22 protein-coding genes are annotated in these 21,619 nt (G+C 74.1%); 1 reads left to right on the plus strand and 21 read right to left on the minus strand.

Annotated features, from left to right (window positions below; translation table 11 throughout):
* Positions 1-248 precede the first annotated feature (248 nt).
* From ACQP26_RS17125 to ACQP26_RS17185, 13 genes are all read right to left on the minus strand, one after another.
* Positions 249-1,598, minus strand: coding sequence for a hypothetical protein (locus ACQP26_RS17125; protein WP_433493355.1), 1,350 nt, complete (start codon positions 1,596-1,598; stop codon positions 249-251).
* 3 nt (positions 1,599-1,601) lie between these two features.
* Positions 1,602-2,567 carry an alpha-ketoacid dehydrogenase subunit beta gene (locus ACQP26_RS17130; RefSeq protein ID WP_269705722.1) on the minus strand — a complete coding sequence of 322 codons (966 nt, stop codon included), beginning with the start codon at positions 2,565-2,567 and terminating at the stop codon, positions 1,602-1,604.
* Positions 2,568-3,539 carry a thiamine pyrophosphate-dependent dehydrogenase E1 component subunit alpha gene (locus ACQP26_RS17135; RefSeq protein WP_281577663.1) on the minus strand — a complete coding sequence of 324 codons (972 nt, stop codon included), beginning with the start codon at positions 3,537-3,539 and terminating at the stop codon, positions 2,568-2,570. It lies immediately after the preceding gene.
* Positions 3,536-4,333 (minus strand): DUF3050 domain-containing protein, encoded by a 798-nt coding sequence (locus ACQP26_RS17140; RefSeq protein WP_281577662.1) that lies wholly within the window; start codon positions 4,331-4,333, stop codon positions 3,536-3,538. Before ACQP26_RS17140 ends, ACQP26_RS17135 begins: the two co-directional genes overlap by 4 nt.
* A 2-nt stretch (positions 4,334-4,335) precedes the next feature.
* Positions 4,336-5,259: a phytanoyl-CoA dioxygenase family protein gene (locus ACQP26_RS17145; RefSeq protein WP_269707076.1), complete on the minus strand. Its 924-nt coding sequence runs from the start codon at positions 5,257-5,259 to the stop codon at positions 4,336-4,338.
* Positions 5,260-5,312: 53 nt separating this feature from the next.
* Entirely contained in the window at positions 5,313-6,389 is a 1,077-nt protein-coding gene (hppD, locus tag ACQP26_RS17150; protein WP_433493356.1) for a 4-hydroxyphenylpyruvate dioxygenase, read from the minus strand.
* Between the two features lie 60 nt (positions 6,390-6,449).
* A complete protein-coding gene (locus tag ACQP26_RS17155; protein WP_433493357.1) occupies positions 6,450-7,712 on the minus strand; it encodes a beta-ketoacyl-[acyl-carrier-protein] synthase family protein in 1,263 nt (420 codons plus the stop codon).
* Positions 7,709-9,328 carry a class I adenylate-forming enzyme family protein gene (locus ACQP26_RS17160; RefSeq protein ID WP_433493358.1) on the minus strand — a complete coding sequence of 540 codons (1,620 nt, stop codon included), beginning with the start codon at positions 9,326-9,328 and terminating at the stop codon, positions 7,709-7,711. The genes ACQP26_RS17155 and ACQP26_RS17160 overlap by 4 nt, the downstream gene beginning before the upstream one ends.
* A complete protein-coding gene (locus ACQP26_RS17165; RefSeq protein WP_433496157.1) occupies positions 9,325-9,825 on the minus strand; it encodes a beta-ketoacyl synthase chain length factor in 501 nt (166 codons plus the stop codon). The genes ACQP26_RS17160 and ACQP26_RS17165 overlap by 4 nt, the downstream gene beginning before the upstream one ends.
* A gap of 104 nt (positions 9,826-9,929) precedes the next feature.
* Positions 9,930-11,060, minus strand: coding sequence for a beta-ketoacyl-[acyl-carrier-protein] synthase family protein (locus ACQP26_RS17170; RefSeq protein ID WP_433493359.1), 1,131 nt, complete (start codon positions 11,058-11,060; stop codon positions 9,930-9,932).
* A complete protein-coding gene (locus ACQP26_RS17175; RefSeq protein WP_128139144.1) occupies positions 11,053-11,298 on the minus strand; it encodes an acyl carrier protein in 246 nt (81 codons plus the stop codon). Before ACQP26_RS17175 ends, ACQP26_RS17170 begins: the two co-directional genes overlap by 8 nt.
* The gene (locus ACQP26_RS17180; protein WP_104115204.1) at positions 11,298-11,561 is read right to left on the minus strand and encodes an acyl carrier protein; all 264 of its coding nucleotides are present in this window, start codon (positions 11,559-11,561) and stop codon (positions 11,298-11,300) included. The genes ACQP26_RS17175 and ACQP26_RS17180 overlap by 1 nt, the downstream gene beginning before the upstream one ends.
* Before the next feature lie 180 nt (positions 11,562-11,741).
* Complete coding sequence (locus ACQP26_RS17185) at positions 11,742-13,088, minus strand: class I adenylate-forming enzyme family protein (protein WP_269705714.1); 1,347 nt, start codon at positions 13,086-13,088, stop codon at positions 11,742-11,744.
* A 307-nt stretch (positions 13,089-13,395) separates the two neighbouring features.
* On the opposite strand from ACQP26_RS17185, the gene ACQP26_RS17190 reads away from it, so the two are divergent.
* A complete protein-coding gene (locus ACQP26_RS17190) occupies positions 13,396-13,833 on the plus strand; it encodes a GNAT family N-acetyltransferase (RefSeq protein WP_269705713.1) in 438 nt (145 codons plus the stop codon).
* 3 nt (positions 13,834-13,836) lie between these two features.
* Here ACQP26_RS17190 and ACQP26_RS17195 read toward each other — a convergent pair whose 3' ends face one another.
* From ACQP26_RS17195 to ACQP26_RS17230, 8 genes are read right to left on the minus strand one after another with little or no spacing between them, the layout of a single operon-like run.
* Entirely contained in the window at positions 13,837-15,081 is a 1,245-nt protein-coding gene (locus ACQP26_RS17195) for a beta-ketoacyl synthase N-terminal-like domain-containing protein (protein WP_433493360.1), read from the minus strand.
* Positions 15,078-16,349, minus strand: coding sequence for a beta-ketoacyl-[acyl-carrier-protein] synthase family protein (locus tag ACQP26_RS17200; RefSeq protein WP_433493361.1), 1,272 nt, complete (start codon positions 16,347-16,349; stop codon positions 15,078-15,080). Before ACQP26_RS17200 ends, ACQP26_RS17195 begins: the two co-directional genes overlap by 4 nt.
* Positions 16,346-16,756 carry a cupin domain-containing protein gene (locus ACQP26_RS17205; protein ID WP_018784080.1) on the minus strand — a complete coding sequence of 137 codons (411 nt, stop codon included), beginning with the start codon at positions 16,754-16,756 and terminating at the stop codon, positions 16,346-16,348. Before ACQP26_RS17205 ends, ACQP26_RS17200 begins: the two co-directional genes overlap by 4 nt.
* A complete protein-coding gene (locus ACQP26_RS17210; RefSeq protein ID WP_433493362.1) occupies positions 16,753-17,460 on the minus strand; it encodes an SRPBCC family protein in 708 nt (235 codons plus the stop codon). The genes ACQP26_RS17205 and ACQP26_RS17210 overlap by 4 nt, the downstream gene beginning before the upstream one ends.
* Entirely contained in the window at positions 17,457-18,974 is a 1,518-nt protein-coding gene (locus ACQP26_RS17215) for an acetyl-CoA carboxylase biotin carboxylase subunit (protein ID WP_269705709.1), read from the minus strand. Before ACQP26_RS17215 ends, ACQP26_RS17210 begins: the two co-directional genes overlap by 4 nt.
* Entirely contained in the window at positions 18,974-19,459 is a 486-nt protein-coding gene (gene accB / locus ACQP26_RS17220; RefSeq protein WP_281577651.1) for an acetyl-CoA carboxylase biotin carboxyl carrier protein, read from the minus strand. The genes ACQP26_RS17215 and accB overlap by 1 nt, the downstream gene beginning before the upstream one ends.
* Positions 19,459-21,180 (minus strand): acetyl-CoA carboxylase carboxyltransferase subunit alpha, encoded by a 1,722-nt coding sequence (locus ACQP26_RS17225; RefSeq protein WP_433493363.1) that lies wholly within the window; start codon positions 21,178-21,180, stop codon positions 19,459-19,461. Before ACQP26_RS17225 ends, accB begins: the two co-directional genes overlap by 1 nt.
* Positions 21,177-21,530 carry a TcmI family type II polyketide cyclase gene (locus ACQP26_RS17230; protein ID WP_269705706.1) on the minus strand — a complete coding sequence of 118 codons (354 nt, stop codon included), beginning with the start codon at positions 21,528-21,530 and terminating at the stop codon, positions 21,177-21,179. The genes ACQP26_RS17225 and ACQP26_RS17230 overlap by 4 nt, the downstream gene beginning before the upstream one ends.
* Positions 21,531-21,619 lie beyond the last annotated feature (89 nt).

Genomic DNA, 21,619 nt, shown 5'->3' on the forward strand with positions numbered 1-21,619 from the left:
GCCCGGCGCCCCCGCCCCGCCCCGCTGATCATGAAGTTGACGGCGCTCTGCGTCCGTTTTGTCCCCGCCAACTTCATGATCAACGGAGTCAGGGGCCGAGGGCCAATCGCCGGGCCGGATCCACGTTGTTGACCAAGGAGTTTGGGTCGGTCACACGCCCCCGCGAGGACACAAACTCCTTGATCAACGCTGGGAGGGAGGAGGGGGGAACGGGAACGGGGAGACGGGGGGACGGGGAGGGACCGGGGTCAGTCGGTTAGCAGGATGCCGGTCAGGAGGACGCCTCTCGCCAGGTTGAGCACCTCGTCGCAACCCGGGTAGCCGACCCGCGCCAGCGCGCCCGATTCGGTGCGGTCGAACAGGTACGGGGCGAGGCTGTACGGGACGTCCGCGGTGACCGTCTCGCCGGTCTCGATCTGCACGAAGTCCATCGCCACCCGGTCCGCCTCGTGGTAGCGCTGCAGGATGTTGCCGCCCTCGGCGATGGCCGCGCGCACCCCGTCCGCCCACGCCACCGCTGTCATCTCCCGCCCGATCAGCACCCCGTGCCCGGCCGACCCGCCGGCCGGCTTGGCGACCAGGTCGGCCTGTTCGGCGAGCGCCCGGTCGAGCTGGTCGGCGGTGAGCGCGACGGTGTGCGGCACGTACCGGCGGATCAGCGTCCGGTCGTCCTCCGCCAGCAGGTCCAGGTCGGCCCAGAGCCAGGCGTAGTTCAGCTTGTTGCTGAGCAGCCAGGCGGCGCTGCTGACGAACATCGGGAGCGTGCCGGCGGCGAGCGCGCCGGCCACCGCGTCCAGGCCGGGGCTGGGCGTGACGCGGTTGGGCACGAACAGCCGGAACAGGGCGTCCACCGGGGCCCCGCCGACGACCAGCCGGTTCTGCTCGTCGAGGGCTGCGGTGGCGACCGGGGCGATGACCAGGTCGATGCCGAACGGGCGGGCCTGGTCGATCAGCGGGGACAGGATCCGGATGAACGTCTCCGGGTCGTCCAGCCCCGGATAGTCGGCCTCGAAGTCCATCAGCAGCGCCACCCGGGCGCCGTCGGCCAGGCCGAGCGTGTCCCGGATGGCCACGAACCGCTGCTCCAGCAGGGACGGCGCGGGCCGCGCGCCGTCGAGCAGGCCGTGCGTGCCGTACAGCTCGGCGTACCGCTGGATGACGGTGTCGGCGTCGAAGCCGCCGCCGAGGCTGCTGTCGATGTTGTACTCCACGATGCACGGCACGCCGCCGGAGAACAGCACGTCCGGCCGGTACGCGGCGAGCAGCCCTTCGTGCAGTTCCTCGTCCGGGTCGAGCAGCCGGGTCTCGCCGTCCGGCACGTCGAGCAGCAGGCGCAGCTCACCGGCGGTACGGGCGCGACGCCGGCAGGCCTCCAGGATGAGCTGGGCGATACGGTCGCACACCTCGTTCAGCTCGCGGAACGCGTCGGCGGTGAACACGGGCGGGCGGGCCAGCCGCCACTGCTTGTTGTACGTGGCCCGGCCGTGGAAGATCTTCTCCCACGCCGCGGCGCCGGTGGTCACCATCGCGGTACGGGTGGACTCGGGCAGGTCGGTCCACGCCTGGCCGAGCGGCGGCCACGTGTAGTTCGGGTCCATCGTTCATCCGTCCTTGAGGGTCAGTTGGATGGCGGCGGTGAGCTGGTCGCGGCCGGGTTGCACGGCGCGGTCCAGGGCGGGCGCGAAGGGCAGCACCGCGCCGTCGGGCCGGGTCACGCGCCGGGGTGGGGCGGCCAGCCGGACCCGCTCGACCACCGTGGCGATGATCTCCCCGGCGATGCCGCAGGAGCGGTTGCCGTCGTCGACGACGACGAGCCGCCCGGTGCGGCTCACCGACTCGACGAGGCCGTCCCAGTCGAACGGGTAGAGCGTGCGGGGGTCGAACACCTCCACCGACGCCTGGCCGGCGAGTTCCTCGGCGACGGCGAGCGCGTCGTGCACGAGGTGCCCGACCGCCACCACCGTCACGTCGGTGCCGCCGCGGCGGACGATCCCGCGGCCCAGCGGCACCGGCGCCGGGTCGGTGACGTCGGCGCGCAGGTCGAGGGCGCCGGCCGGGGCGAAGACCACCACCGGGTCGTCGCAGCGGATCGCGGAGACCAGCAGCCCGTACGCGTCGGCCGGTGTGGCCGGTACGACAGTTGTCACCCCGACGTGGGCGAACAACGCGTACGGGTGGTCGGAGTGCTGCCCGGCCCAGCCGGTACGGGAGCCGGAGCCGGGCACCACGTAGGTGACCGGCACCGCGCACTGGCCGCCGGTCATCAGCGGGAACTTGTGCGCGTGGTTGACGATCTGCTCGAAGACCAGGAACAGCAGCGACGGGATCTGGAACTCCACCACCGGGCGGGCCCCGGCCAGCGCCGCGCCGGTGGCGAAGCTGGTGAACGCCTGCTCGGACAGGGGCGTGTCGCGGACCCGTTCCGGGCCGAACTTCTTCAGCAGTCCGGTGGTGACGTTCGCGGCGGCCACCCGGATGTCCTCGCCGAGCACCACGACCGACTCGTCGCGGGCCATCTCGTCGGCGAGGGCACGGGTGAGCGCCCTGCGGTAGGAGAGCCGGGGCATTCAGCCACCTCCGGTCCGGGCGGTGAGCCCGCTGGCGTACAGGTGGTCGAGGGCGGTCGCCGGGTCGGGGTGCGGCCCGGCGAGCGCGTAGGCGACGGCGGCGTCCAGTTCCGCCTCGACGGCGGCGTCCACCTCGGCCCGTACCGCCGGGTCGAGCCGCGCGCCGGCGATGTCGACGGGATCGCGGGACCGGCCCTCGGCCACCTCCTCCGGCGGCCGGTAGTCGAGGCGTACCTGATGTTCGAAGGTGTGGTGGGCGTCGAAGCGGTAGGTGCGGGCCTCGACCAGCTCGGGTCCGCCGCCGGCGCGCATCCGCGCGACGGCGGCGGCGGTGACCTCGCGTACCGCCTCCGGGTCCTGCCCGTCGACGACGACGGCCGGCATGCCGAAGGCGGCGGCCCGCCCGGCGATGGTGCCGGCGACCGCGCCCTCGACGGGCATGGTGGTGGCGTAGCCGTTGTTCTCGCAGACGAACAGCACCGGTACCCGCCAGAGCGCGGCCAGGTTGAACGCCTCCAGGAGCATGCCCTCGTTCACCGCGCCGTCGCCGAAGAAGGTGGCGCCGACGATGTCGGCGCCGCGCCGCCGGCGCTCCCACACCGCTCCGGTGAGGATCGCGCCGGCGGCTCCGACGATGGCGTTGGCGCCGAGGACGCCGACGCCGAAGTCGGCGGCGTGCATCGACCCGCCCCGGCCCCGGTTGAGCCCGGTGACCCGGCCGCACAGCTCGGCCAGCATCCGGGCCGGGTCGGCGCCCTTCGCCAGCACGTGCCCGTGCCCGCGGTGGGTGCCGGTGACCAGGTCCGCGGCGGACAGCGCCGCGCAGACACCGGCGGCGATCCCCTCCTGACCGAGGTACGGGTGGATGCCGCCGACGATCTCCCCGGCGCGGACCAGCTCGATCGCGCGTTCCTCGAAGCGGCGGATCAGCCGGACCGTCCGGTAGAGCCGGAGCGGGTCGGAGCCGGTCACGCCGGACGGCCCTCCTTGACGGCGGCGAGGATGTCGTCCCAGAGGCGGGCGCGGGCGGTCAGCGCGGCGTTCACCGTGTCGGCGCACTCCTGCCACTTGGTGTCGTCGTCGCCGCACAGGTCGGCCAGCATCTGCATGGCCATCGGGGTGTGCTGCTCGCCGTCGACCTCGATGTGCCGCTCCAGGTAGTCGACGAACTTGTTGAGCCGGTTGCTGCGTTCGTTGACGGCGACGACCTGGGTGAACATCTCCGGGATGAGGTCCTCGCGGCCGAACGCGAACGCCGCGGCCTGGCAGTGCACCGGGGTGGTCTCGATGATCCGCCAGGTGGTGCCGGCGAACGCGGCCGACGCCGCGGGGACGCCGGCGGCGCCGAGCGCCTCGGTGACCGGGCTGCCGTCGCGCAGCAGGTCGACGAGCTTGTTCACGGCGGTGGTGTCGGCGCCGGCCTCGGTCATGCCCTGCACGTACAGCTCGAAGTGGCTGATGTAGCCGTCGCCCAGCTCGTCGCTCTCCTCGACCATGACGATGTCGTTGATCAGGCGGCGGCTGCCGGTCGGCCCGGTCGGGATCCACGGCACCGTGACGCAGGTGAGCTGCCGCTGCAGCGACTTCAGCAGGGACATGAAGTCCCAGACGGCGAAGACGTGGTGCTCCATGAACGTGACGAGCGCGTCGTGGGTGTCGAGGTTGGCGTAGAGGGGGTGCTTGACCACCACGTCGCGGCGCTCGGTCACCGCCCGCTCCAGCCGCTCGATGCCCGGGTGCGTCTTACCCCAGTCGTACCGTGACATTGTCAGCCTCCCTGCTGGGCGCGGTCGCGCCAGATGACCGGGCAGTAATCGGGGTCCGCGTAGTCCGGCCGGCCCTCGTGGGTGCGGCGGACCAGCACGTCGTGGTTGTACGCGGCGAGCGTGCCGTCGGAGAGCGGGTACTCCCGCCAGGCGTTGTCGCCGTCCTGCAGGTGCAGCGAGACGGCCCGGCGGGGCCGCCCGCTGACGTTCGCACCGCTGCCGTGGTAGGTGCGGCAGTGGTGGAAACTCATGTGTCCCTTGGGGATCACCATGGGGATCTTGCGGATCGTCGCCCCGTTGTACGCGGCGTTCTCGGCGAGCATCGCCTCGAGCTGGTCGCGGTCCCGGTCGGCGAAGTGCCGCACCACCGTGTCGTCGGCGCCGATCTCCCGCCAGCGGTGGGAGCCGTCGACCATGGTGATGGTGCCCATCTCCTCGCCGCAGTCGTGGAACGGGATGAACGCGGTGAGCATGTTCTCCGACGACGAGGACGCCCAGTAGTGCTTGTCGAAGTGCCAGGGCACGATGTTCGACGGCTCACCGGCGATCGGCGGCTTCCAGATCAGCGTGGACTGGAAGATGCGGATCTCGGCGGCCCGGGCCAGCCGGGCGGCGACCGCGCCGATCAGCGGCTTGCGCAGAATGCGGGCGATGCCGTCGTGCTCGTGGTGGACGTAGTCGTTGTGCCGCTGCACGTCACCCTTCGACGGTTCCCAGTAGGCCAGCTTCGGCGGCCGTACCGGCAGGCGCCGGTCGCGTTCCCCGGCGTAGTAGCTGTCGGTGGCGGCGACCAGCTCGTCCACCTCGTCGTCGGTGAGCAGCTTCTTCGACAGGTACCAGCCGTGCTCGGCGTAGTGCCGGACGTCCTCGTCGGAGGGGAGCAGCGCCTCCTCCTCGGCGGTCAGCCCGGGATCGATGGTGGTCATGCCGTGCCGGCCGGGCATGGCCTCACGGCCCTCGCTTCGCTCGGTGCGTTCCCTCATGCCGTCACCCCTTCCGCCGCGGCCAGCTCGCGTTCCTTCGCTTCGTAGAGCGCCTTGATGTTGCCGCTGCCGAAGGTGCGCGCCCCGCGCCGCTCGATGAGTTCGAGGAAGAGGGTGCGACGCACGTGCATCGACTCGGTGAAGATCTGCAGCAGCTGGCCGTCGTGGTCGGAGTCGACCAGGATGCTCAGGTCGCGCAGCCGGTCCACCGGCGCGTCGAGGCGGCCGACCCGCTGCTCCAGCCCGTCGTAGTAGGCGCCCGGGGTGCTGGCGAAGCGCACCCCCCGCCCGGCGAGCGCGCCGACGGCGGTGACGATGTCGTCGGTACGCAGGCCCAGGTGCTGCACCCCGGCACCGGCGTGCCAGCGCAGGAAGTCCTCGATCTGCCCCGGCCGGGCGCTGGTGTCCGGCTCCAGCAGCACGAACGTGACAGTCCCGGACGGGCTCTGCACCACCTTGGAGTTCATCGCCTGGCCGGCGACCTCGATGTGCTCGGTGAAGATGTCGGCGAAGCCGAACACCTTCTCGTAGTGCGCGACGATCTCGTCGAGCTGCCCCGGCGGCACGCAGATCGCCAGGTGGTCGACCTCGGCCAGCAGCGTGTCCTCCCCGTCCGGCACGGTCACCGGCTCGATCGCCCCGGGCAGGAACACACCCGGGTCGCCGCGCCGCTCGACCAGGCGGTGCACCACGTCGCCGAAGCCGCCGACCTCGGCGACCACCACCTCGGCGTCCGCGCCGGTGAAGGTGCGCGGCGGGCTCAGCGCCGTCGCGCCCCGGTCGACAAGTTCCGCGTACGCCCCGGCGGCGTCGTCGACGGCGAGCGCCACCACGGCGATGCCGTCGCCGTGCCGGTGCACGTACGTGGCGGCCGGGTGCTCGGCGGACAGTCCGGTGGTCAGCAGCAGCCGGATGCCGGCCTGGGCCAGCAGCAGCGACCGCTGACCGTCCAGCCCGGTCTCCGGACCGCCCTGCCCGCACAGCCGGAAACCGACGGCGTTGTCGAAGTAGAAGGCCGCCTGCCGGGCGTCCCCCACGTACAGTTCCAGATGATCTATCCCGTTGATGGTCATGGGCTTCCCCTGTTCCCCCCGTGATCGCGACCCGGACGGACGCCCGGGACTGGAGTCCGGTCAGCCCGCGGCCGGGGTGGCGGCCCGGCGGGCCGGCCCGGAGAGCCGGCGCAGGAGCAGGCTGACGTTCTGGCCGCCGAACCCGAACGAGTTCGTCAGCGCATGGCCGGCCCGGGTGGGCCGGGGCACGGCGCGGACGTGGTCCGCCTCGCACTCCGGGTCCGGGTCGTCCAGGTGGTAGGTGGGTGGCAGCAGGCCACTGTCGAGCGCCAGCGCGGTGGCGGCGGCCTCCAGCACCCCCGATGCGCCGAGCAGGTGCCCGGTGAGCGCCTTGGTGGAGCTGACCGGCACGCCACCGGCGCCGAACACCTCGGCGAGCGCGACCGTCTCGGCGACGTCACCGAGCTTGGTGCCGGTGCCGTGCGCGTTGACGTACCCGACGTCGGCGGGCTCGACCCCGCCCGCCGCGAGCGCCCGGCGCATGCACGCCGCCGCGCCCGCGCCGTCCGGCCGTGGCGCGGTCGGGTGGTACGCGTCGGTGTTCGCCCCGAAACCGGCGACCTCGGCGTAGCCGCGCACACCCCGTCCGTCGGCGTGGCCGGCGCGCTCCAGCACCAGCAGCGCCGCGCCCTCGGACAGCACGAAGCCGTTGCGCCGCTTGTCGAACGGACGGCTCGCCTCGGTCGGTTCGTCCCAGCCGCGGGCCAGCGCCCGGGCGTTGCCGAACGTGTCGGCGAACGTGGGAAACAGCGGCGCCTCGCTCGCCCCGCACACCACCACGTCGGCCTCGCCGGAGCGGATGAGGCGTACCCCGTCGGCGACGGCCTGGGCGCCGGAGGCGCAGGCGGTGCCGACCGACGAGCTGTAACCGCGGACGCCGTGCGCAATGGCGATCCGCGCCGACGGCATGTTCGGCAGGATGCCGGTGAGCAGGTACGGGCTGACCGCCGCCCGGCCCCGGGCGGCCCGGGCGAGCACCTGACCCTCCAGCGTGGACATTCCGCCGACACCGCCGACGATCACGGCGATCCGCTCCGGGTCGACGTCGCGCCCCACCTCGATGCCGGCGTCGGCGAGCGCCTCGGCGGCGGTGATCAGGGCGAGCAGCACCACCCGGTCGAGCACCTTCGTCTCCGGTCCGGAGGCGACGCTGCGCGGGTCGATGTCCGGCAGCAGCCCGGCCACCTCCAGGCTGTCCGCCGCCGGGTGTCCCTCGGGCGGGCGGCGCAGCCCGGAGCGGCCGGAGACGAGCGCGTCGAACGTGTCCGCCGCGCCGCGCCCGGCCGGGGTGAACAGGCCCATGCCGGTGATGACGGCGGTCACGACGGCGCCTCGGTCAGGTAGCGCTCGCGCAGCGCCACCTTGCGGACCTTGCCGGTGACGGTGACCGGGATGTCGTCGGCGCGTACCGGCACGATCCGGCGCAGCGTGGCGGCCACGTCCGGGCCGAGCGCGGTACGGATGCGCTCGGTGCGGTCCGCGTCCGGGTCGGCGCCGGCGGCCAGTTCCAGCAGCACGTCGGTGGTGACGGTGCCGTCGTCGGCCTTGACGATCACCACTGTGCAGTCGGTGACGTCGGGGCTGGCGGCGAGGATGCGTTCCTCGGACAGCGCGGTGAAGAACCGCTTCCCGTCGCCGGCCTCGACCGAGTCGACCGCCCGGTCCAGGTGGTAGTAGCGGCCGTCCTCGTCGGCGTACACCAGGTCGCCGGTGAGGTACCAGCCGCGCAGCCGGAACCGGTACGTGGTGACCGAGTCGTTCCAGTAGCCGCGGAACAGCGACGGCGAGTCGATGCCGAGCCAGCCCACCTGCCCGGCCGGCAGCTCGTTGCCGTCGGCGTCGAGCACCGCGACCTTGGTGAACCGGTACGGGCGGCCGACGCAGCGGCCGTACCTGTCGGTGTCGGTGGTGTGGGTGATGTGGAACATCGAGTGGCCCATCTCGCTGGAGCCGAGCCCGTCGATGAACACCGACCCGGGTACCCGGGTGACGCCCTGACGGGTCACCACGTCCCGGGAGCCGACCGCGACCAGCCGCCGTACGTGCGGCTCGTGCGAGCAGTCGCCGGTGTTGAACCACAGCCGCACCGAGTCCAGGTCGTAACCGGACAGGTCGAAGCGGGCCAGCTCGGCCCAGGTGACCGAGAAGCCGAACACGCCGTCCGGGCGCCACCGCTGGATCGCGTCGAGCACCCGCTCGCCGCCCTGCTCGGAGAGCAGGAACATCTCGGCCCGGTTGCCGAGCGCCTGGTTGACCATGAGCACCGTGGCGGTGTGCGGGGCGGGCAGCGCGTTGAGGATGCGCGTGGTCCCCTGCGCCTGCGGCATGGACAGCAGGTGGCGGGTGGCGGCGAACAGGCTGGCGTGCGAGTGCAGCACCGCCTTCGGCACGCCTGTGGTGCCGGAGGTGTGGGTGATGACGATCGGGTCGTCCTGGTGGTGCCGGTAGTGGGCGGGCGCGGCGTCCGGGTCGCCGGTGCCCGCCTGCGCGGGTTCGCCGATCATCGGGGCGCCCAGGTCGTGCCCGGCCAGCGCCTGCGCGTGCGCGGCGTCGGCGAGCACCCCGGCGGCGCGCAGCCGGCGGATGTACTCGGCGGCGATCTCGGGGCGCAGCCTGCCGTTCATCAGCGCCGGGATGGCACCCAGGCGGGTCAGCGCCAGGAACGACAGCACCATGTCGGCGGCCGTACCGGCCCAGACGGCGACCGGGTCGCGGGGTTTCACCCCGCGTTCGTGCAGCCAGGCCGCCCGGGCGGCGACCATCCGGTCGAGCCGGCCCAGGGTCAGCGGAGTCTCGGCCGGGTGGCCGTCGATCTCGGTGTCGAACGTGAGCCCCGGCCCGTCCGGGTCGGCGCCGTGCGCCAGCACCCGGGCGAGCACGTTGCCCGCGCCCAGTTCCGCGTCGGCCGCGAGCGCGCCGCGCAGTCCCTTCGTCCTCATTGACGTGTTCCCTCCCCCAGCAGCACCGCGGTCGCCTCGCCCGGCGTACCGTCCGGTGCCAGTTCGATCAGGATCAGCAACGCCTGTGCGGCGTCGCCGTCGTACAGCAGCAGGTTCGCCTCCGCCTCCCCGTCGGCCCGCGCGTCGCCGGTCGGGCTCAGGCACACCACCGGCCCGTCCAGTCCCCAGCGCGCCGCGACGTGCCCGGCCACGCTGTTCGGCACCGACTGGAAGAAGAACAGCGGCCCGATCCGTCCGCCCGCGGCCACCGTGGCGCGGACGTGCGCCGCACCGGCGGTGTCCCCGCCCGCGCTGACCAGCACCACAGCCGTCCGGTTGCCGGGCGGCAGCGGTCCGTCGCCGTACCGCCGCGCGAGGCACCGCTGCGCCACCGCCGCCACCAGCGGATGGAACGGCGAGTGCACGAACCCCGGCACCCCCGCCGGCGCAGCACCCTCATCCCCCGCCTCGGGCCACCGCGCCTCCGCGAGCACCACCACCCCTGCGCGCGATCTTGCGGTTGGTGCCCCCTCGGCGGGCGTTGTGCCCGTTTCGCCGGGGCCGGAAGTGCAAGATCGCGGGGGGCTGGGCACGGAGGCGGTCATGCGGTGCTCACCAGGAGGGCCGTGTTGGCGCCGCCGAAGGCGGCGTTGAGGGTCAGGGCGTGCCCGGTACGCGCGGGGCGCGGGGCGTCGCGGATGACGTCCAGCGGGCACTGCGGGTCGGGACCGAGCCAGCCGGCGGTGACCGGCAGCTTGCCGTGCCGCAGCGCCAGCACGGTGACCAGCAGTTCCAGCAACCCGGACGCCTCCAGCGCGTGCCCGTGCACCGACTTGGTGGAGCTGACCGGCAGCCGCCTGGCGTCCTCGCCGAACACCCGGGTCAGCGCCGCCGCCTCGGAGGCGTCGCTGAACGGGGTGCCGGTGGCGTTGGCGTTGACGTAGCCGACCGCGTCCGGAGGCAGCCCGCCGCGGCGCAGCGCCGCCTCGACCGCCCGGGCCAGCCCGAGCCCGTCCGGGTGCGGCTGACACGGGTGGTACGCGTCCCCCGCCCGGCCCCATCCGGTCACGCTCGCCAGCGACTCGGCGCCCCGCCGGGCGGCGGCGCCCGCCGACTCCAGCACCACGGCGGCCACCCCGTCGCCCAGCAGCAGGCCCTTGCGGCCGGCGCTGAACGGGCGTACCGCGCCGTCGGCGGCGAGCGCCCGCCCGGCGTCGAACAGCGCGTACTGGTCCGGTTCGACCAGGTACCCGGCCGCCACCACGACCCGCTCCAGGTCCCCCCGGCGGATCAGCGCCGCCGCGTCGGCGACCGCGCTGCTCGCCGACACGCAGGCGGTGGTGTAGATCCGGGTGCGCCCGCCCAGGCCGCACCGCGCGGCCAGGTGACCGGCCAGCGCCGGCACCGTCGGCTCGTCCGACCCTTCCGGTACGGGCAGCGAGTGCGGCCTGCCGTGGGTGGCCAGGAACAGCGCCGAGTCGGCACGGCCGGCCCGGTCCAGCCCGGCGGCCCGGGCGGCGGTGTCGATCGCGTCGGCCAGTTCGGCGACGAGCGTGCCGACGTCCGGCAGTGTGGCCGCCACCGTCACGCGGCGGCCGGTGGTGTCGAAACGGCGCACCGGCCCGAACGCCGGGGTGCCGGTGAGCACCCCGGCCAGCAGCGCGTCGGCGCCCCTGCCGAGGGCGCTGAGCGCGTGCGTGCCGGTGATCCGTACGGTCTCCCGCTCAGCCATCTGCGGGAGCGGTCAGCGACCCGCGGAACACCGCGAGCGCGTCGTCGACGGTGCGGATGCCGGCGAGCTGGTCGTCGCTCAGGTCCAGCCGGCGGTCGTAGCGCTGCTCGACCATGTGCACCAGCCAGGCCAGCTCCATCGAGCCGAGCCGGTCCGGCACCTGGTCGGCGGGCTTCGCGGTCAGTTCGGCGAGCATGCTCACCAGGTCAGCTCGCCCCAGGTCGGGCTGACCGGACATCAGGACTTGTCGCTGTTCGCGGCCACCCGGTCGGCGACCATCGTGGTGAACTCGCCGACCGTCATCAACGCCAGCTTCTCCGACTCGTCGTCGGCGAACTTGAGGCCGTAGCGATCCTCGACGCGGACCGCGAGGTCGGCCAGGGCCAGCGACTCCAGGTCGACGCCGGAGGGGCCGAGGGTGGTGTCGTCGTCGAGCTCGTCCACGTCGTAGTTCATGTCGGCGAGCTGTTCGACGACGAAAGTGCGGACCTGGTCTCGCATGGGTTCAGACCTCTTCTCCGTGTACCGGCTGACGGTGCCCGGTCGGGACGCCGCGTGCGTGTGAACCGGCCGGGTCGGGCGCGCGGGTGGCGCGCTGCTCCGCCGGTCGGGGTCGGGATTCGGGATGGACCGGACGTCCGGCGGGCGTCCGGCGGGCGTGCTGCTCGTACAGGGGGCCGGTCACGACGCCGCGTCCCGCAGTGCCGCGACGGACCGGACCAGCTTTCCGGTGGTGGTGCGGGGCATCTGGTCGAGCAGGCGCAGCGTGCGGGGCCGCTTGAAGCCGGCCAGCCGTTCGGCGATCAGCTTGTCGAGCGTCTCCTCGGTCAGCGAGCCGTCGGACTGGACGTACGCGGTGATGCCGTCGTCCCAGACCACCACCGCCGCGATGACGCCGGGCAGCCCGGCGACTGTGGCCTCCACCTCGGTCAGGTCGACCTTCAGGCCGCCCACCGACACCTGCGAGTCCAGCCGGCCCTTGATGGTGACCAGGCCGGTGTCCGGGTCGACCACGCCGGCGTCGCGGGTGTGCAGCCAGCCGTCGGCCCACCGGGTCGGGTCGGCCGGTCCGACGTACGGGTTGGCCGGGCAGCTGACCCACAGCTCGCCGTCGCGCTCGCGTACCTCGATGCCGGGGGCGGGCGCGATGGCGGGGCGGTGCCGCCCGTACAGGTCGGTGCCGATGACGCCGACCTCGGTCATCCCGTACATGTTGCCCAGCGGCACGCCGTAGCGGTCGGTGAACGCGTTCGCCACGGCGGCGGGCACCAGCTCGCCGCCGGTGGTCATGCGCTTGAGCTGGGGCAGCGGCCCGGACGGTGTGGTGGAGGCGAGCAGGCCGATGTGGAACGGCACGCCGAGCACCGTGGCCGGGGTGTCCTGGGCGGCGACGGCGGCGAGGATCGCGTCGCCGCTGAGCCGCTCCGGCGGGCACAGCTCGACGCCGGCGTGCAGCCCGTAGAGCAGGCCGCCGACCAGGCCGAGCACGTGCACCATGCTGGGCAGCAGGATGATCCGTTCGCCGGGCAGCGCGACACCGTCGATGCGGGTGTAGCGGTGCACCTCGGCGACCAGGTCGGCGGCGGTACGGCCGATCACCTTGGACGGACCGGTGGAGCCGGAGCTGAGCTGGATCACCGCGTGCGGGCTGCCCGCCGGGCGGTCGGAGTACGCGCTGACCCCGGCGGTGACGTCGACGAAGATCCGCAGCGCGCCGCCACCGGTCCGGGTCGGGGCGACCACGACCTGCGGGCTGAGCCGGCGCAGCGCCTGGTCGACCTCGTGGTCGGTGAGCCGGTGGTCGAGCAGCACCGCCTGGGCGCCGGTACGCCAGGTGGCGAGCAGGTGCGCCACGTACGCCGGCGAGGGCGGCAGGCGCAGCGCGGCCGCGCCTCCGGCACGCAGCCCGGCCTCGGCGAGCCGGTCCTGCGCCTCGCCGACGAGCCGGCGCAGCGTGCCCTTGTCCACCGGTTCCGGCAGGCGCAGGCAGACGTCGGTGTCGCGGCCGGTGAACAGGATGTCGTCCACCCAGTCCACCGTTGTCGAGGCAGGATCTTCCGCCACGGGATGTGCAGTCACGACCAGCCACCGTTCCACAGAGGAACTGGGCGGATCCGCCCAGCGGGTACGTCGTTCGGGGTATGGCGGAACCCTACGACGGGCCCTTCCGCATCGCCAGATGCAAATGGCTAGATCCAAAACGGCGGCTGGGTGGATTGCTCAGGCTCGATCGGACGGGCAGGATCGGGGCCACGCCGGCAAGGTAGTCCGCCGGCCGCCGGATGCTGTGCGCGTGCGCCCTCGCGCGGACGGCGGGTGCGGCTACGCTCCCGATATGTTCCGTGCGGCCCGGCCCGACGACTTCGCGCAGGTGATGCGCCTCTACCGGCAGCTGAACCCGGACGACCCGCACCTGAGCGACGGCTCCGACGAGCGGGCCTTCGCGCGGATCCTGGCCACCGAGGGGTTGCACCTGTTCGTGCTCGAGGTGGACGGCGCGGTCGTCGCCACCACGTACCTCAACGTGATCCCCAACCTGAGCCGGTCGGCGTCGCCCTACGCGGTCGTCGAGAACGTGGTGGTGGACGAGTCGCGGCGCGGCACCGGCCTGGGCAGGCGGATCATGGCCGGCACGCTCCGGGCCGCCTGGGACGCGGGCTGCTACAAGGCGATGCTGATGACCGGATCACGCTCGCCCGCGACCCACGCCTTCTACCTGGCCTGCGGGTTCTCCGGCGACGCGAAGACCGCGTACCTGGCCCGGCCGTCGTGACGGTCAGCGCTCGCCCGGCGGGGGCGCGGCGCCGCGCAGCACCAGCGCGCTGTTGAACCCGTCGAAGCCGCGCGCGCCGACCAGCGCGATCCGGCTGCGCGGCGGGCGGGGCTGCCGCAGGAACGTCAGCTCGCAGCCGGGCGCGGGCTCGTCCGGGCCGGCCGAGGCGGGCAGCATGCCGCGGCGGAACGCCAGCAGCGCGGTCGCCGCGTCCAGTGCGGACCCGCCCTGGTGCGCCCGCCCGGTCAGCGGCTTCTGCGTGGTCACCGGCGGGGTCCGGTCGCCGAACACGGCACGCAGCGCCGCCGCCTCGGCCCGGTCGTACGCGGGCACGCCGAGCGCGTCCGGCCAGATCACGTCCACGTCGTGCGGGCGTACCCCGGCGCGTTCCAGCGCCAGTCGCAGCGCGCGGGCGTAGTGGGCCGGGTCCGGGCCGCCGGCCGGGTCGGTGGGCGCGGCGTCGTGGGTGGCCGCCCAGCCGGTGACCTCCCCGTAGACGCGGGCGCCCCGGGACAGCGCGTGGCCCAGTTCCTCCACCACGAAGACCGCGCCGCCCTCGGCCGGCACGTATCCGGCGGCCGCGACGTCGAACGGCCGGTACGCCTTCTCCGGGTCGGACACGTCGCTGAGCAGCCCGGAGCGGAGCTGGCAGGCGAGCGCGTACGGGCTCAGCGGGCACTCGGTCGCCCCGGCGATCACCACGGGCGTGCCCCGGCGGATGGTGCGCACCGCGTGCGCCAGGCTGTCCAGCCCGCCGGCGGACTCGGACACGGTCACCCCGGACGGTCCCTTGAACTGGTGGCGGATCGACAACTGCCCGACGCTCGCCGCGTAGAACCAGGCGATCGACTGGTACGCCCCGACGGTGCGGCTCGGCCCGCCCCAGAGCCGTTGCAGTTCCCGCTGCCCGAACAGGTTGCCGCCGGAGGAACTGGCGAGCGTGACCGCCCACTGGTACGGGTCGGGCGACACCTCGGGCAGCCCGGCGTCGGCGAGCGCCAGTTTGGTGGCGGCGAAGCCGAGGTGTGTCCACCTGTCGGTCTGCACCCGCTGCCGGGTGTCGCTGAACCCGGCCGGGTCGAAATCGGTCACCTCGCCGGCCACCCGGGTCGGGTAGCGCGCCGGGTCGAACAGCGTGATCGGCCCGGTGCGCCGGGTTCCGGCGAGCACCGTGGCCCAGTGCGCCTCGGCGCCGATGCCGCTGGGCGCGACCACGCCGATGCCCGTCACCACGGCCCGCGCGGTCATGTCGGCACCGCCGCCAGCCGGCCGAACACCATCGCGGACTGGAATCCGCCGAACCCGCTGCCCACCGACAACGCCACGTCCACCGGCACCTCCCGGGCCTCGTTCGGTACGTAGTCCAGATCGCACTCCGGGTCGCGGGTGGTCCAGTTCGCCGTCGGCGGGACCACGCCGTACTCGATGGCCAGGGCGCAGGCGGCCATCTCGATCGAGCCGATGGCGCCCAGCGAGTGACCGACCATCGACTTGATCGAGCTGATCGGCACCCGGTACGCCGTCTCCCCCAGCGCCCGCTTGAAAGCTGCCGTCTCGTGCCTGTCGTTCTGCCGGGTGCCGGAGCCGTGCGCGCTGACGTACGACACGGCCGTCGGGGCGAGCCGGGCCTGCCGCAGGGCGTCGCTGATCGCCACCGCCATCTCCGCGCCGTCCGGGCGCAGCCCGGTCATGTGGAAACCGTTGCTGCGGCTGGCGTACCCGGCGACCTCGCAGTAGACGTGCGCGCCCCGGCGGCGGGCGTGCTCGGCCTCCTCCAGCACCAGGACCGCCGCCCCCTCGGCGAGGACGAACCCGTGCCGGTCGGCGTCGAACGGCCGGGAGGCGTGCTCCGGGTCGTCGTTGTCCGGGCTGGTCGCGCCGATCGCGTCGAACGAGGCGACGGTGACCGGGGAGATCGGTGAGTCGGCGGCACCTGCGAGCACCACGTCGGCCTCGCCGTCGGCGACGAGCTGGTGGGCGTACCCGATGGCGTCGATGCCGGAGGTGCAACCGGTGGAGATCACCTGCGCCGGGCCGTGCAGGCCGTGCCGGCAGGCCACGTCGGCGGCCAGGCTGCTGGGCACCAGCGCCTGATAGAGGTACGCCCCGCCGAGCGCGTGGTCGACGAGCCACTGCCGGCCGGAGTCGCTGACCCGCACGTACTCCTGTTCCAGCGCCATGGTTCCGCCGACGGCGGTGCCGAGCACCACCCCGGCGCGTTCCCGTTGCGCGTCGGTGAGGGTGAGGCCGCTGTCCGCGAGCGCCTCGGCGGAGCAGGCGAGCGCGAACTGCACGTACCGGTCGGCGCGCTGCCGTTCGGCGAGGGTGATCCCGGCGGCGTCCGGGTCGAAGTCGCACTCGGCGGCGATCTGCGAGCGGAACGGCGACGGGTCGAAGAAGCTGATCCGCCGGGTCGCGGTGCGTCCCTCGGTGATCGTCTTCCAGAAGCGGTCCCGGGTGGCGCCGCCGGGTGCGACGACGCCGATCCCGGTCACCACCGTGCGCCGGCCGGTCACGACGGCTCCCGTGGCGGCGGTGCGGCGCTCTCGGTGTCGACGTGGCCGAGTTCCGGGCGCGGGGCGAGCGGTCCGAGGTGGAACACCACCTCGGCGGGCTCGTCGCCGGTGTTGCGCAGCCGGTGCCGCACGTCCTTGGGTACGTAGAGCGCCTCCCCGGCGGCGACCGGGACCGGCACGTCGTCCAGGTCGACGGTGATCGCGCCGCGGGCGACGTAGAGGAACTCCTCGCTGTACGGGTGGTAGTGCTCGGCGATCCGCTCCCCCGGCGCGAGCGTGGCGACGCCCATGAATCCGGAGGTGCTGCCCACAGTCTTCGGGCCGAGCAGCACCCGCAGTTCCCCGCCGCGGCGGCGGTCGGCGGGCACGTCGTGGACGGAGACCCGGGCGGTGGTGGTGTCGGTCATCGCGCGCCTCCCGCGTGTGCCCGCTCGATCTTCTCCTTGATCACGGCGAGCTGGATCGTGCTGTTGGTGTTGATCCGGTTGGTCATGCCGGCGTTGTCGACGGGTGCGTCGGGCTTCATCGCGAAGTCCTGCGTCCATGTCATCCGGGTGCCGCCGGGCGTCTCGTCGTAGCGCCAGTGGATGCGCATGTACTCGAACGGGCCGGTCTCGACGCGCCGGGCGTGCACCTCCCGGGTGGCCGGGTCGGCGGTGCGTTCGCTGACCCAGCTCCACGACACGCCGTTGGAGTCCGGATGCATGGTGAGCCGGAAACGCACCGTGTCGCCGTCGCGGTGCAGGATCTCCGCCACCGCGTACTCGGTGAACAGCTCCGGCCACCGGGCCACGTCGTTGGTGATCTCCCAGACCAGCGGCAGCGGCGCGGCGATCTCCACGGCGTTCTCGGTGTGCCCGGGCGGGTCCGCCTTGCGGGCCACCAGGTCGGCGACGCCGGCGATGCTGAGCTGCCCGGCCTGTTCGGGGATCTTCACCCGCCACCTGTCGGCGACCACCGCGGACAGCTCGAGCAGCGCCAGCGAGTCCATGCCCAGTTCCTCCAGGCTCGCGGCGGGCGCGCCGGCGGCGGCGTCCGGGTCCAGGCCGCAGTGCGTGACCAGGATGTCGGTGATCTCGCGGGCGAGCGGGCGGTCGGGGGCGACGGTCATCGGTTCCTCCAGGTGGTCGGGCCGGCGGCGGGCACGGCGCTGACGGGGGTACGGCTGTCCGGCTCGGCAGCGGCGCGCGGATCGGGCACGACGGCCCGCGCCGCCTCGGCCGGTGGGGCGTCGCCGGTCGGCAGGGTGTCACTGGTCGGCGGGGTGTCGTCGGCGGGCGGGGCGAGCAGGCGTTCCACCAGGGCGGTGGTGTGCCGGGCGGCGCGGAAGGCGGGATCGCGCAGCACCCGCCGGGCGAACGGGATGGTGGTACGCACACCGGGGCCGGCCACGTCGAACTCGGCCAGCGCCCGGTCGAGCCGGTCCAGCGCGGCGTCCCGGTCCGGCGCCCACACGGCCACCTTCGCCAGCAGCGAGTCGTAGTGCGGGCTGACCAGGTAGCCGACGTGGCCGTGGGTGTCGACCCGGGTGAACGGGCCGCCCGGCGGCCGGAACCGGTCCAGCCGGCCCGGTGCGGGCGCGAAGTCGCGGTCCGGGTCCTCCACGTTGACCCGGCACTCGATCGCCACGCCGTCCAGGCGTACGTCGGACTGGCGCAGCCGCAGCGGGGTGCCGAACGCCACGTGCAGCTGTTCCTGCACGAGGTCGATGCCGGAGATCATCTCCGTGACCGGGTGTTCCACCTGGATCCGGCAGTTGATCTCCAGGAAGTGACAGCGCTCGGCCTCGTCGACCAGGAACTCCACGGTTCCGGCGCCGGTGAAGCCGACCGACAGCGCGCCGCGCAGCGCCACCTCGGCGACGGTGTCCAGGGTGGCCTGCCGCAGCGCGGGCGCGGGCGCCTCCTCGATCAGCTTCTGGTGCCGGCGCTGCACCGAGCAGTCCCGGGTGCCCAGGTGCACGCCGTTGCCGTGGCTGTCGCAGAGCACCTGCACCTCGACGTGGCGCGCGTCGGCGAGGTACCGCTCGACGTACACCCGGTCGTCGCCGAACGCGACCTGCGCGGCGGCGCGGGTGCGGGCGTACGCGCGGGGCAGCTCGGCGGCCGAACGCACCACGGTCATGCCGCGCCCGCCACCGCCCGCCGCGGCCTTCACGATCACCGGGTAGCCCACCTCGGCGGCCACCTCCTGTGCTTCGGCGACGGTGGGCAGGGTCCGTACGCTGCCCGGCGGCAGCGGCAGCCCGGCCCTGCTCATCAGCGCGCGGGCGGTCGACTTGTCCGCCAGTGCGGCCATCACCTGCGGCGGCGGGCCGACGAAGACCAGCCCGTTCTCGGCGCAGATCTCGGCGAAGTCGGCGTCCTCGGACAGGAAGCCGTAGCCGGGGTGCACCGCCTGCGCGCCGGTCTGCCGGGCGGCCTCCACGATCGCGGCGGCGTTGAGGTAGCTGCGGCGGCTGGCCGCGGGGCCGATCCGTACCGCCTCGTCGGCCAGCCGTACCGGCAGCGAGTCGGCGTCGGCGCTGGAGTGCACCACCACCGTGCGCACGCCGAGTTCCCGGCAGGCGCGCAGCACCCGCAGCGCGATCTCGCCCCGGTTGGCGATCAGCACCTTGTCGAACATCAGGAGTCCCGTCCGGTGACCGGTTCCAGGGCGATCAGCGGCTGGTCGTACTCGACGGGCTTGCCGTCGTCAACCAGCACCTCGACCACCCGTCCGGCCTGGCCGGCGGTCACCTCGTTCATCAGCTTCATGGCCTCGACGATGCCGACCACCTGGCCCGGGCGGACCAGGTCGCCGACCGCGACGAACGGCATCGCGCCGGGTTCGGGGGCCCGGTAGAACGTGCCGACCACCGGTGAGCGCACCGTCGGCCGGTCGGCCACCGGCGCCGCCCGTGCGGCGGGCTCGGCGGCCCGCGCGGGAAGCGCCTCGGCCGGCTCGGCGGCGCGTTGCGCGGGTGCCGCCGGGTCGTGCCACTCGACCTCCAGCACCGACTCGCCGCTGCGCAGCCGCACCCGGCGTACCGGCCCGGCCAGGTCGGCAACGAGCTTGCGGGCCTGCCGGCGCAGCCCGTCGAGCACCTGCTCGGCCTCGGCGTCGGCCATCACGCCACCTCCGCCCGGCCACCGGCCGAGGAGGCAGCCGGGGACGGTCCGGCCGCGCGGGCCGCGCCGAAGCGGCGGAAGCGCTGCCGGCGGCGGCGGACCAGCGTGGCCGGCGGGACGGTGAGCAGCGGGGCGAGGTTCGCCGCCACCGCGCGGCGCAGCAGTTCGGCCGCGCCGCCCGGGTCGGCGTGGGCGGCCGGACGCGGCTCCGGCACCAGCTCGTCGACCACGCCGAGGCGGCACAGGTCGGCACCGGTGAGCCGCAACGCGCGGGCTGCCTGCGGGGCGGCCGAGCTGTCCGGCCAGAGGATCGCCGCGCAGCCCTCCGGGCTGATCACCGAATAGACGGCGTGTTCCAGCATGAGCACCCGGTCGGCGACCGCCAGCGCGAGCGCGCCACCGCTGCCACCCTCCCCGGTGACCACCGCCACCACCGGCGTGGGCAGCACGGTGAGCGCGAGGATGTTCTCCGCGATCGCCGCCGCCTGGCCCTGCTGTTCGGCGCTCACCCCCGGGTCCGCGCCGGGCGTGTCCACGAGCGTCACCACCGGCAGCCGCAGCCGCGCCGCGAGACGCATCAGCCGCAGCGCCTTGCGGTGCCCGGCCGGGCTGGCCATGCCGAAGTTGCGGGTCACCAGTTCGGCGGTGGTGTGTCCCTTCTGGTGGCCGATCACCATCACCGGACGGCCGTCGAGGCGGGCGATGCCGCCGACGACAGCCGGGCAGTCCGCGCCGAGCCGGTCCCCGTGGAGTTCCACGAAGCCGTCGAACGCCGTCTCCAGGTAGTCCAGTGTGGTCGGCCGGCCCGGGTGCCGCGCCGTGCGTACCGTCTCCCAGGGGTCGCGGTCCGGCCGCGCCGCCGCAGTCGGTGCGGTGGCCGGCGGGCGCGGGGCGGGCGCGGTCTCCGGCGGGCGGCGGCCCGCCTCGGCGGCGGCGAGCAGCGCGGCGAGCCGGCCCCGCAACGCGTGCCGGGGCACCACCATGTCCACTTGGCCGTGCCGCAGCAGGTACTCCGCGGTCTGGAAGCCCTCCGGCAGCTTCGCGCCGGTGACCTGGCGGATCACCCGGGGCCCGGCGAAGCCCAGCCGGGCGCCGCTCTCGGCCAGCACCAGGTCGGTGTTCGTGGCGAAGGAGGCGGCCACGCCGCCGTACGTGGGATCGGTGACCACGCTGACCGTCAGCAGGCCCGCCTCCCGCATCCCGGCGAGCGCCTGGCTGACGGTGGCCATCTGCATCAGCGACAGCGCGCCCTCCTGCATCCGGGCGCCGCCGGACGCGGTCACCAGCACCAGCGGGACACCGTCGGCGAGCGCCCGCTCGGCGGTCCGGGTGATCAGCTCACCGACCGCGCAGCCGAGGCTGCCGCCGAGGAAGCGGAAGTCCATCACCGCCAGCGCGACCGCGTGCCCGCCCAGCCGGGCGGTGCCGCAGAGCACCGCCTCGTCCAGGCCGGTCGCCGCGCGGGCCGCGCCGAGCCGGTGCGGGTACGGCAGCTCGTCGACGAACTCGATCGGGTCGACGCGTACCGCCCGGTCCGGCAGCGGGACGAACGAGTCCGGGTCGGCCAGCTGCGCCACCCGGTCCGGCGCGTCCAGCCGCGCGTGCGAGCCGCACTCCGGGCAGACGTCCAGGTTGCGACGCAGCCGCTTGCGGTAGAGCAGCGACGCGCACCCGTCGCACCTCGACCAGAGCTGCTCGTCGCGCGGGGCGGTCGTGGTCACCGTGGCCGCCCGGCCGCGTCGTACCGGTGGGCCGGCGCGTCGTAGCGGTAGAAGCAGTGCGCCATCGCGTCGCGGGGCGAGCGCCAGGTCGGCAGGTACGGCGAGATGTACGGCCGCAGCCGCTCGCTGATCCGGACGAACTCCGGATGGCCCCGGTTGTCCTCCACGGCGCCCTGCGCCGGCGTCTCCGTCTCCAGCAGATGCACGTAGAGGTCGTGCAGCCGGTACAGCGAGCGGTGCCGGACGCCGACCAGGCCGGGCAGCTCGGTCGCGTCGGACTCGGCGAAGATCTCGGCGACCCGGTCCTCGGCTGTGGGCACCACCTTGGCGACGATGAGCGAACGGTCCATTCGCGCCTCCTGCGTACGTCCCGGTGCGCGGCGAACCGGTCGCGCCGCACGGATGGGCACACGGTCGCGCCGCAGGCGTCTACCGGGCG

Source organism: Micromonospora sp. CA-248089 (genome assembly GCF_050948515.1).
Classification (GTDB): Bacteria; Actinomycetota; Actinomycetes; order Mycobacteriales; family Micromonosporaceae; genus Micromonospora.

What these genes read in the sequence shown, in the direction of transcription:
- ACQP26_RS17205 (WP_018784080.1), bottom strand. Translation starts at nt 16,756, where the DNA reads ATGACCGACACCACCACCGCCCGGGTCTCCGTCCACGACGTGCCCGCC.
- ACQP26_RS17140 (WP_281577662.1), bottom strand. Translation starts at nt 4,333, where the DNA reads ATGTCACGGTACGACTGGGGTAAGACGCACCCGGGCATCGAGCGGCTG.
- ACQP26_RS17190 (WP_269705713.1), top strand. Translation starts at nt 13,396, where the DNA reads ATGTTCCGTGCGGCCCGGCCCGACGACTTCGCGCAGGTGATGCGCCTC.
- ACQP26_RS17180 (WP_104115204.1), bottom strand. Translation starts at nt 11,561, where the DNA reads ATGCGAGACCAGGTCCGCACTTTCGTCGTCGAACAGCTCGCCGACATG.
- ACQP26_RS17145 (WP_269707076.1), bottom strand. Translation starts at nt 5,259, where the DNA reads ATGACCACCATCGATCCCGGGCTGACCGCCGAGGAGGAGGCGCTGCTC.
- ACQP26_RS17230 (WP_269705706.1), bottom strand. Translation starts at nt 21,530, where the DNA reads ATGGACCGTTCGCTCATCGTCGCCAAGGTGGTGCCCACAGCCGAGGAC.
- ACQP26_RS17170 (WP_433493359.1), bottom strand. Translation starts at nt 11,060, where the DNA reads ATGGCTGAGCGGGAGACCGTACGGATCACCGGCACGCACGCGCTCAGC.
- ACQP26_RS17175 (WP_128139144.1), bottom strand. Translation starts at nt 11,298, where the DNA reads ATGTCCGGTCAGCCCGACCTGGGGCGAGCTGACCTGGTGAGCATGCTC.
- ACQP26_RS17160 (WP_433493358.1), bottom strand. Translation starts at nt 9,328, where the DNA reads ATGAGGACGAAGGGACTGCGCGGCGCGCTCGCGGCCGACGCGGAACTG.
- hppD (WP_433493356.1), bottom strand. Translation starts at nt 6,389, where the DNA reads ATGACCATCAACGGGATAGATCATCTGGAACTGTACGTGGGGGACGCC.
- ACQP26_RS17215 (WP_269705709.1), bottom strand. Translation starts at nt 18,974, where the DNA reads ATGTTCGACAAGGTGCTGATCGCCAACCGGGGCGAGATCGCGCTGCGG.
- accB (WP_281577651.1), bottom strand. Translation starts at nt 19,459, where the DNA reads ATGGCCGACGCCGAGGCCGAGCAGGTGCTCGACGGGCTGCGCCGGCAG.
- ACQP26_RS17210 (WP_433493362.1), bottom strand. Translation starts at nt 17,460, where the DNA reads ATGACCGTCGCCCCCGACCGCCCGCTCGCCCGCGAGATCACCGACATC.
- ACQP26_RS17195 (WP_433493360.1), bottom strand. Translation starts at nt 15,081, where the DNA reads ATGACCGCGCGGGCCGTGGTGACGGGCATCGGCGTGGTCGCGCCCAGC.
- ACQP26_RS17125 (WP_433493355.1), bottom strand. Translation starts at nt 1,598, where the DNA reads ATGGACCCGAACTACACGTGGCCGCCGCTCGGCCAGGCGTGGACCGAC.
- ACQP26_RS17130 (WP_269705722.1), bottom strand. Translation starts at nt 2,567, where the DNA reads ATGCCCCGGCTCTCCTACCGCAGGGCGCTCACCCGTGCCCTCGCCGAC.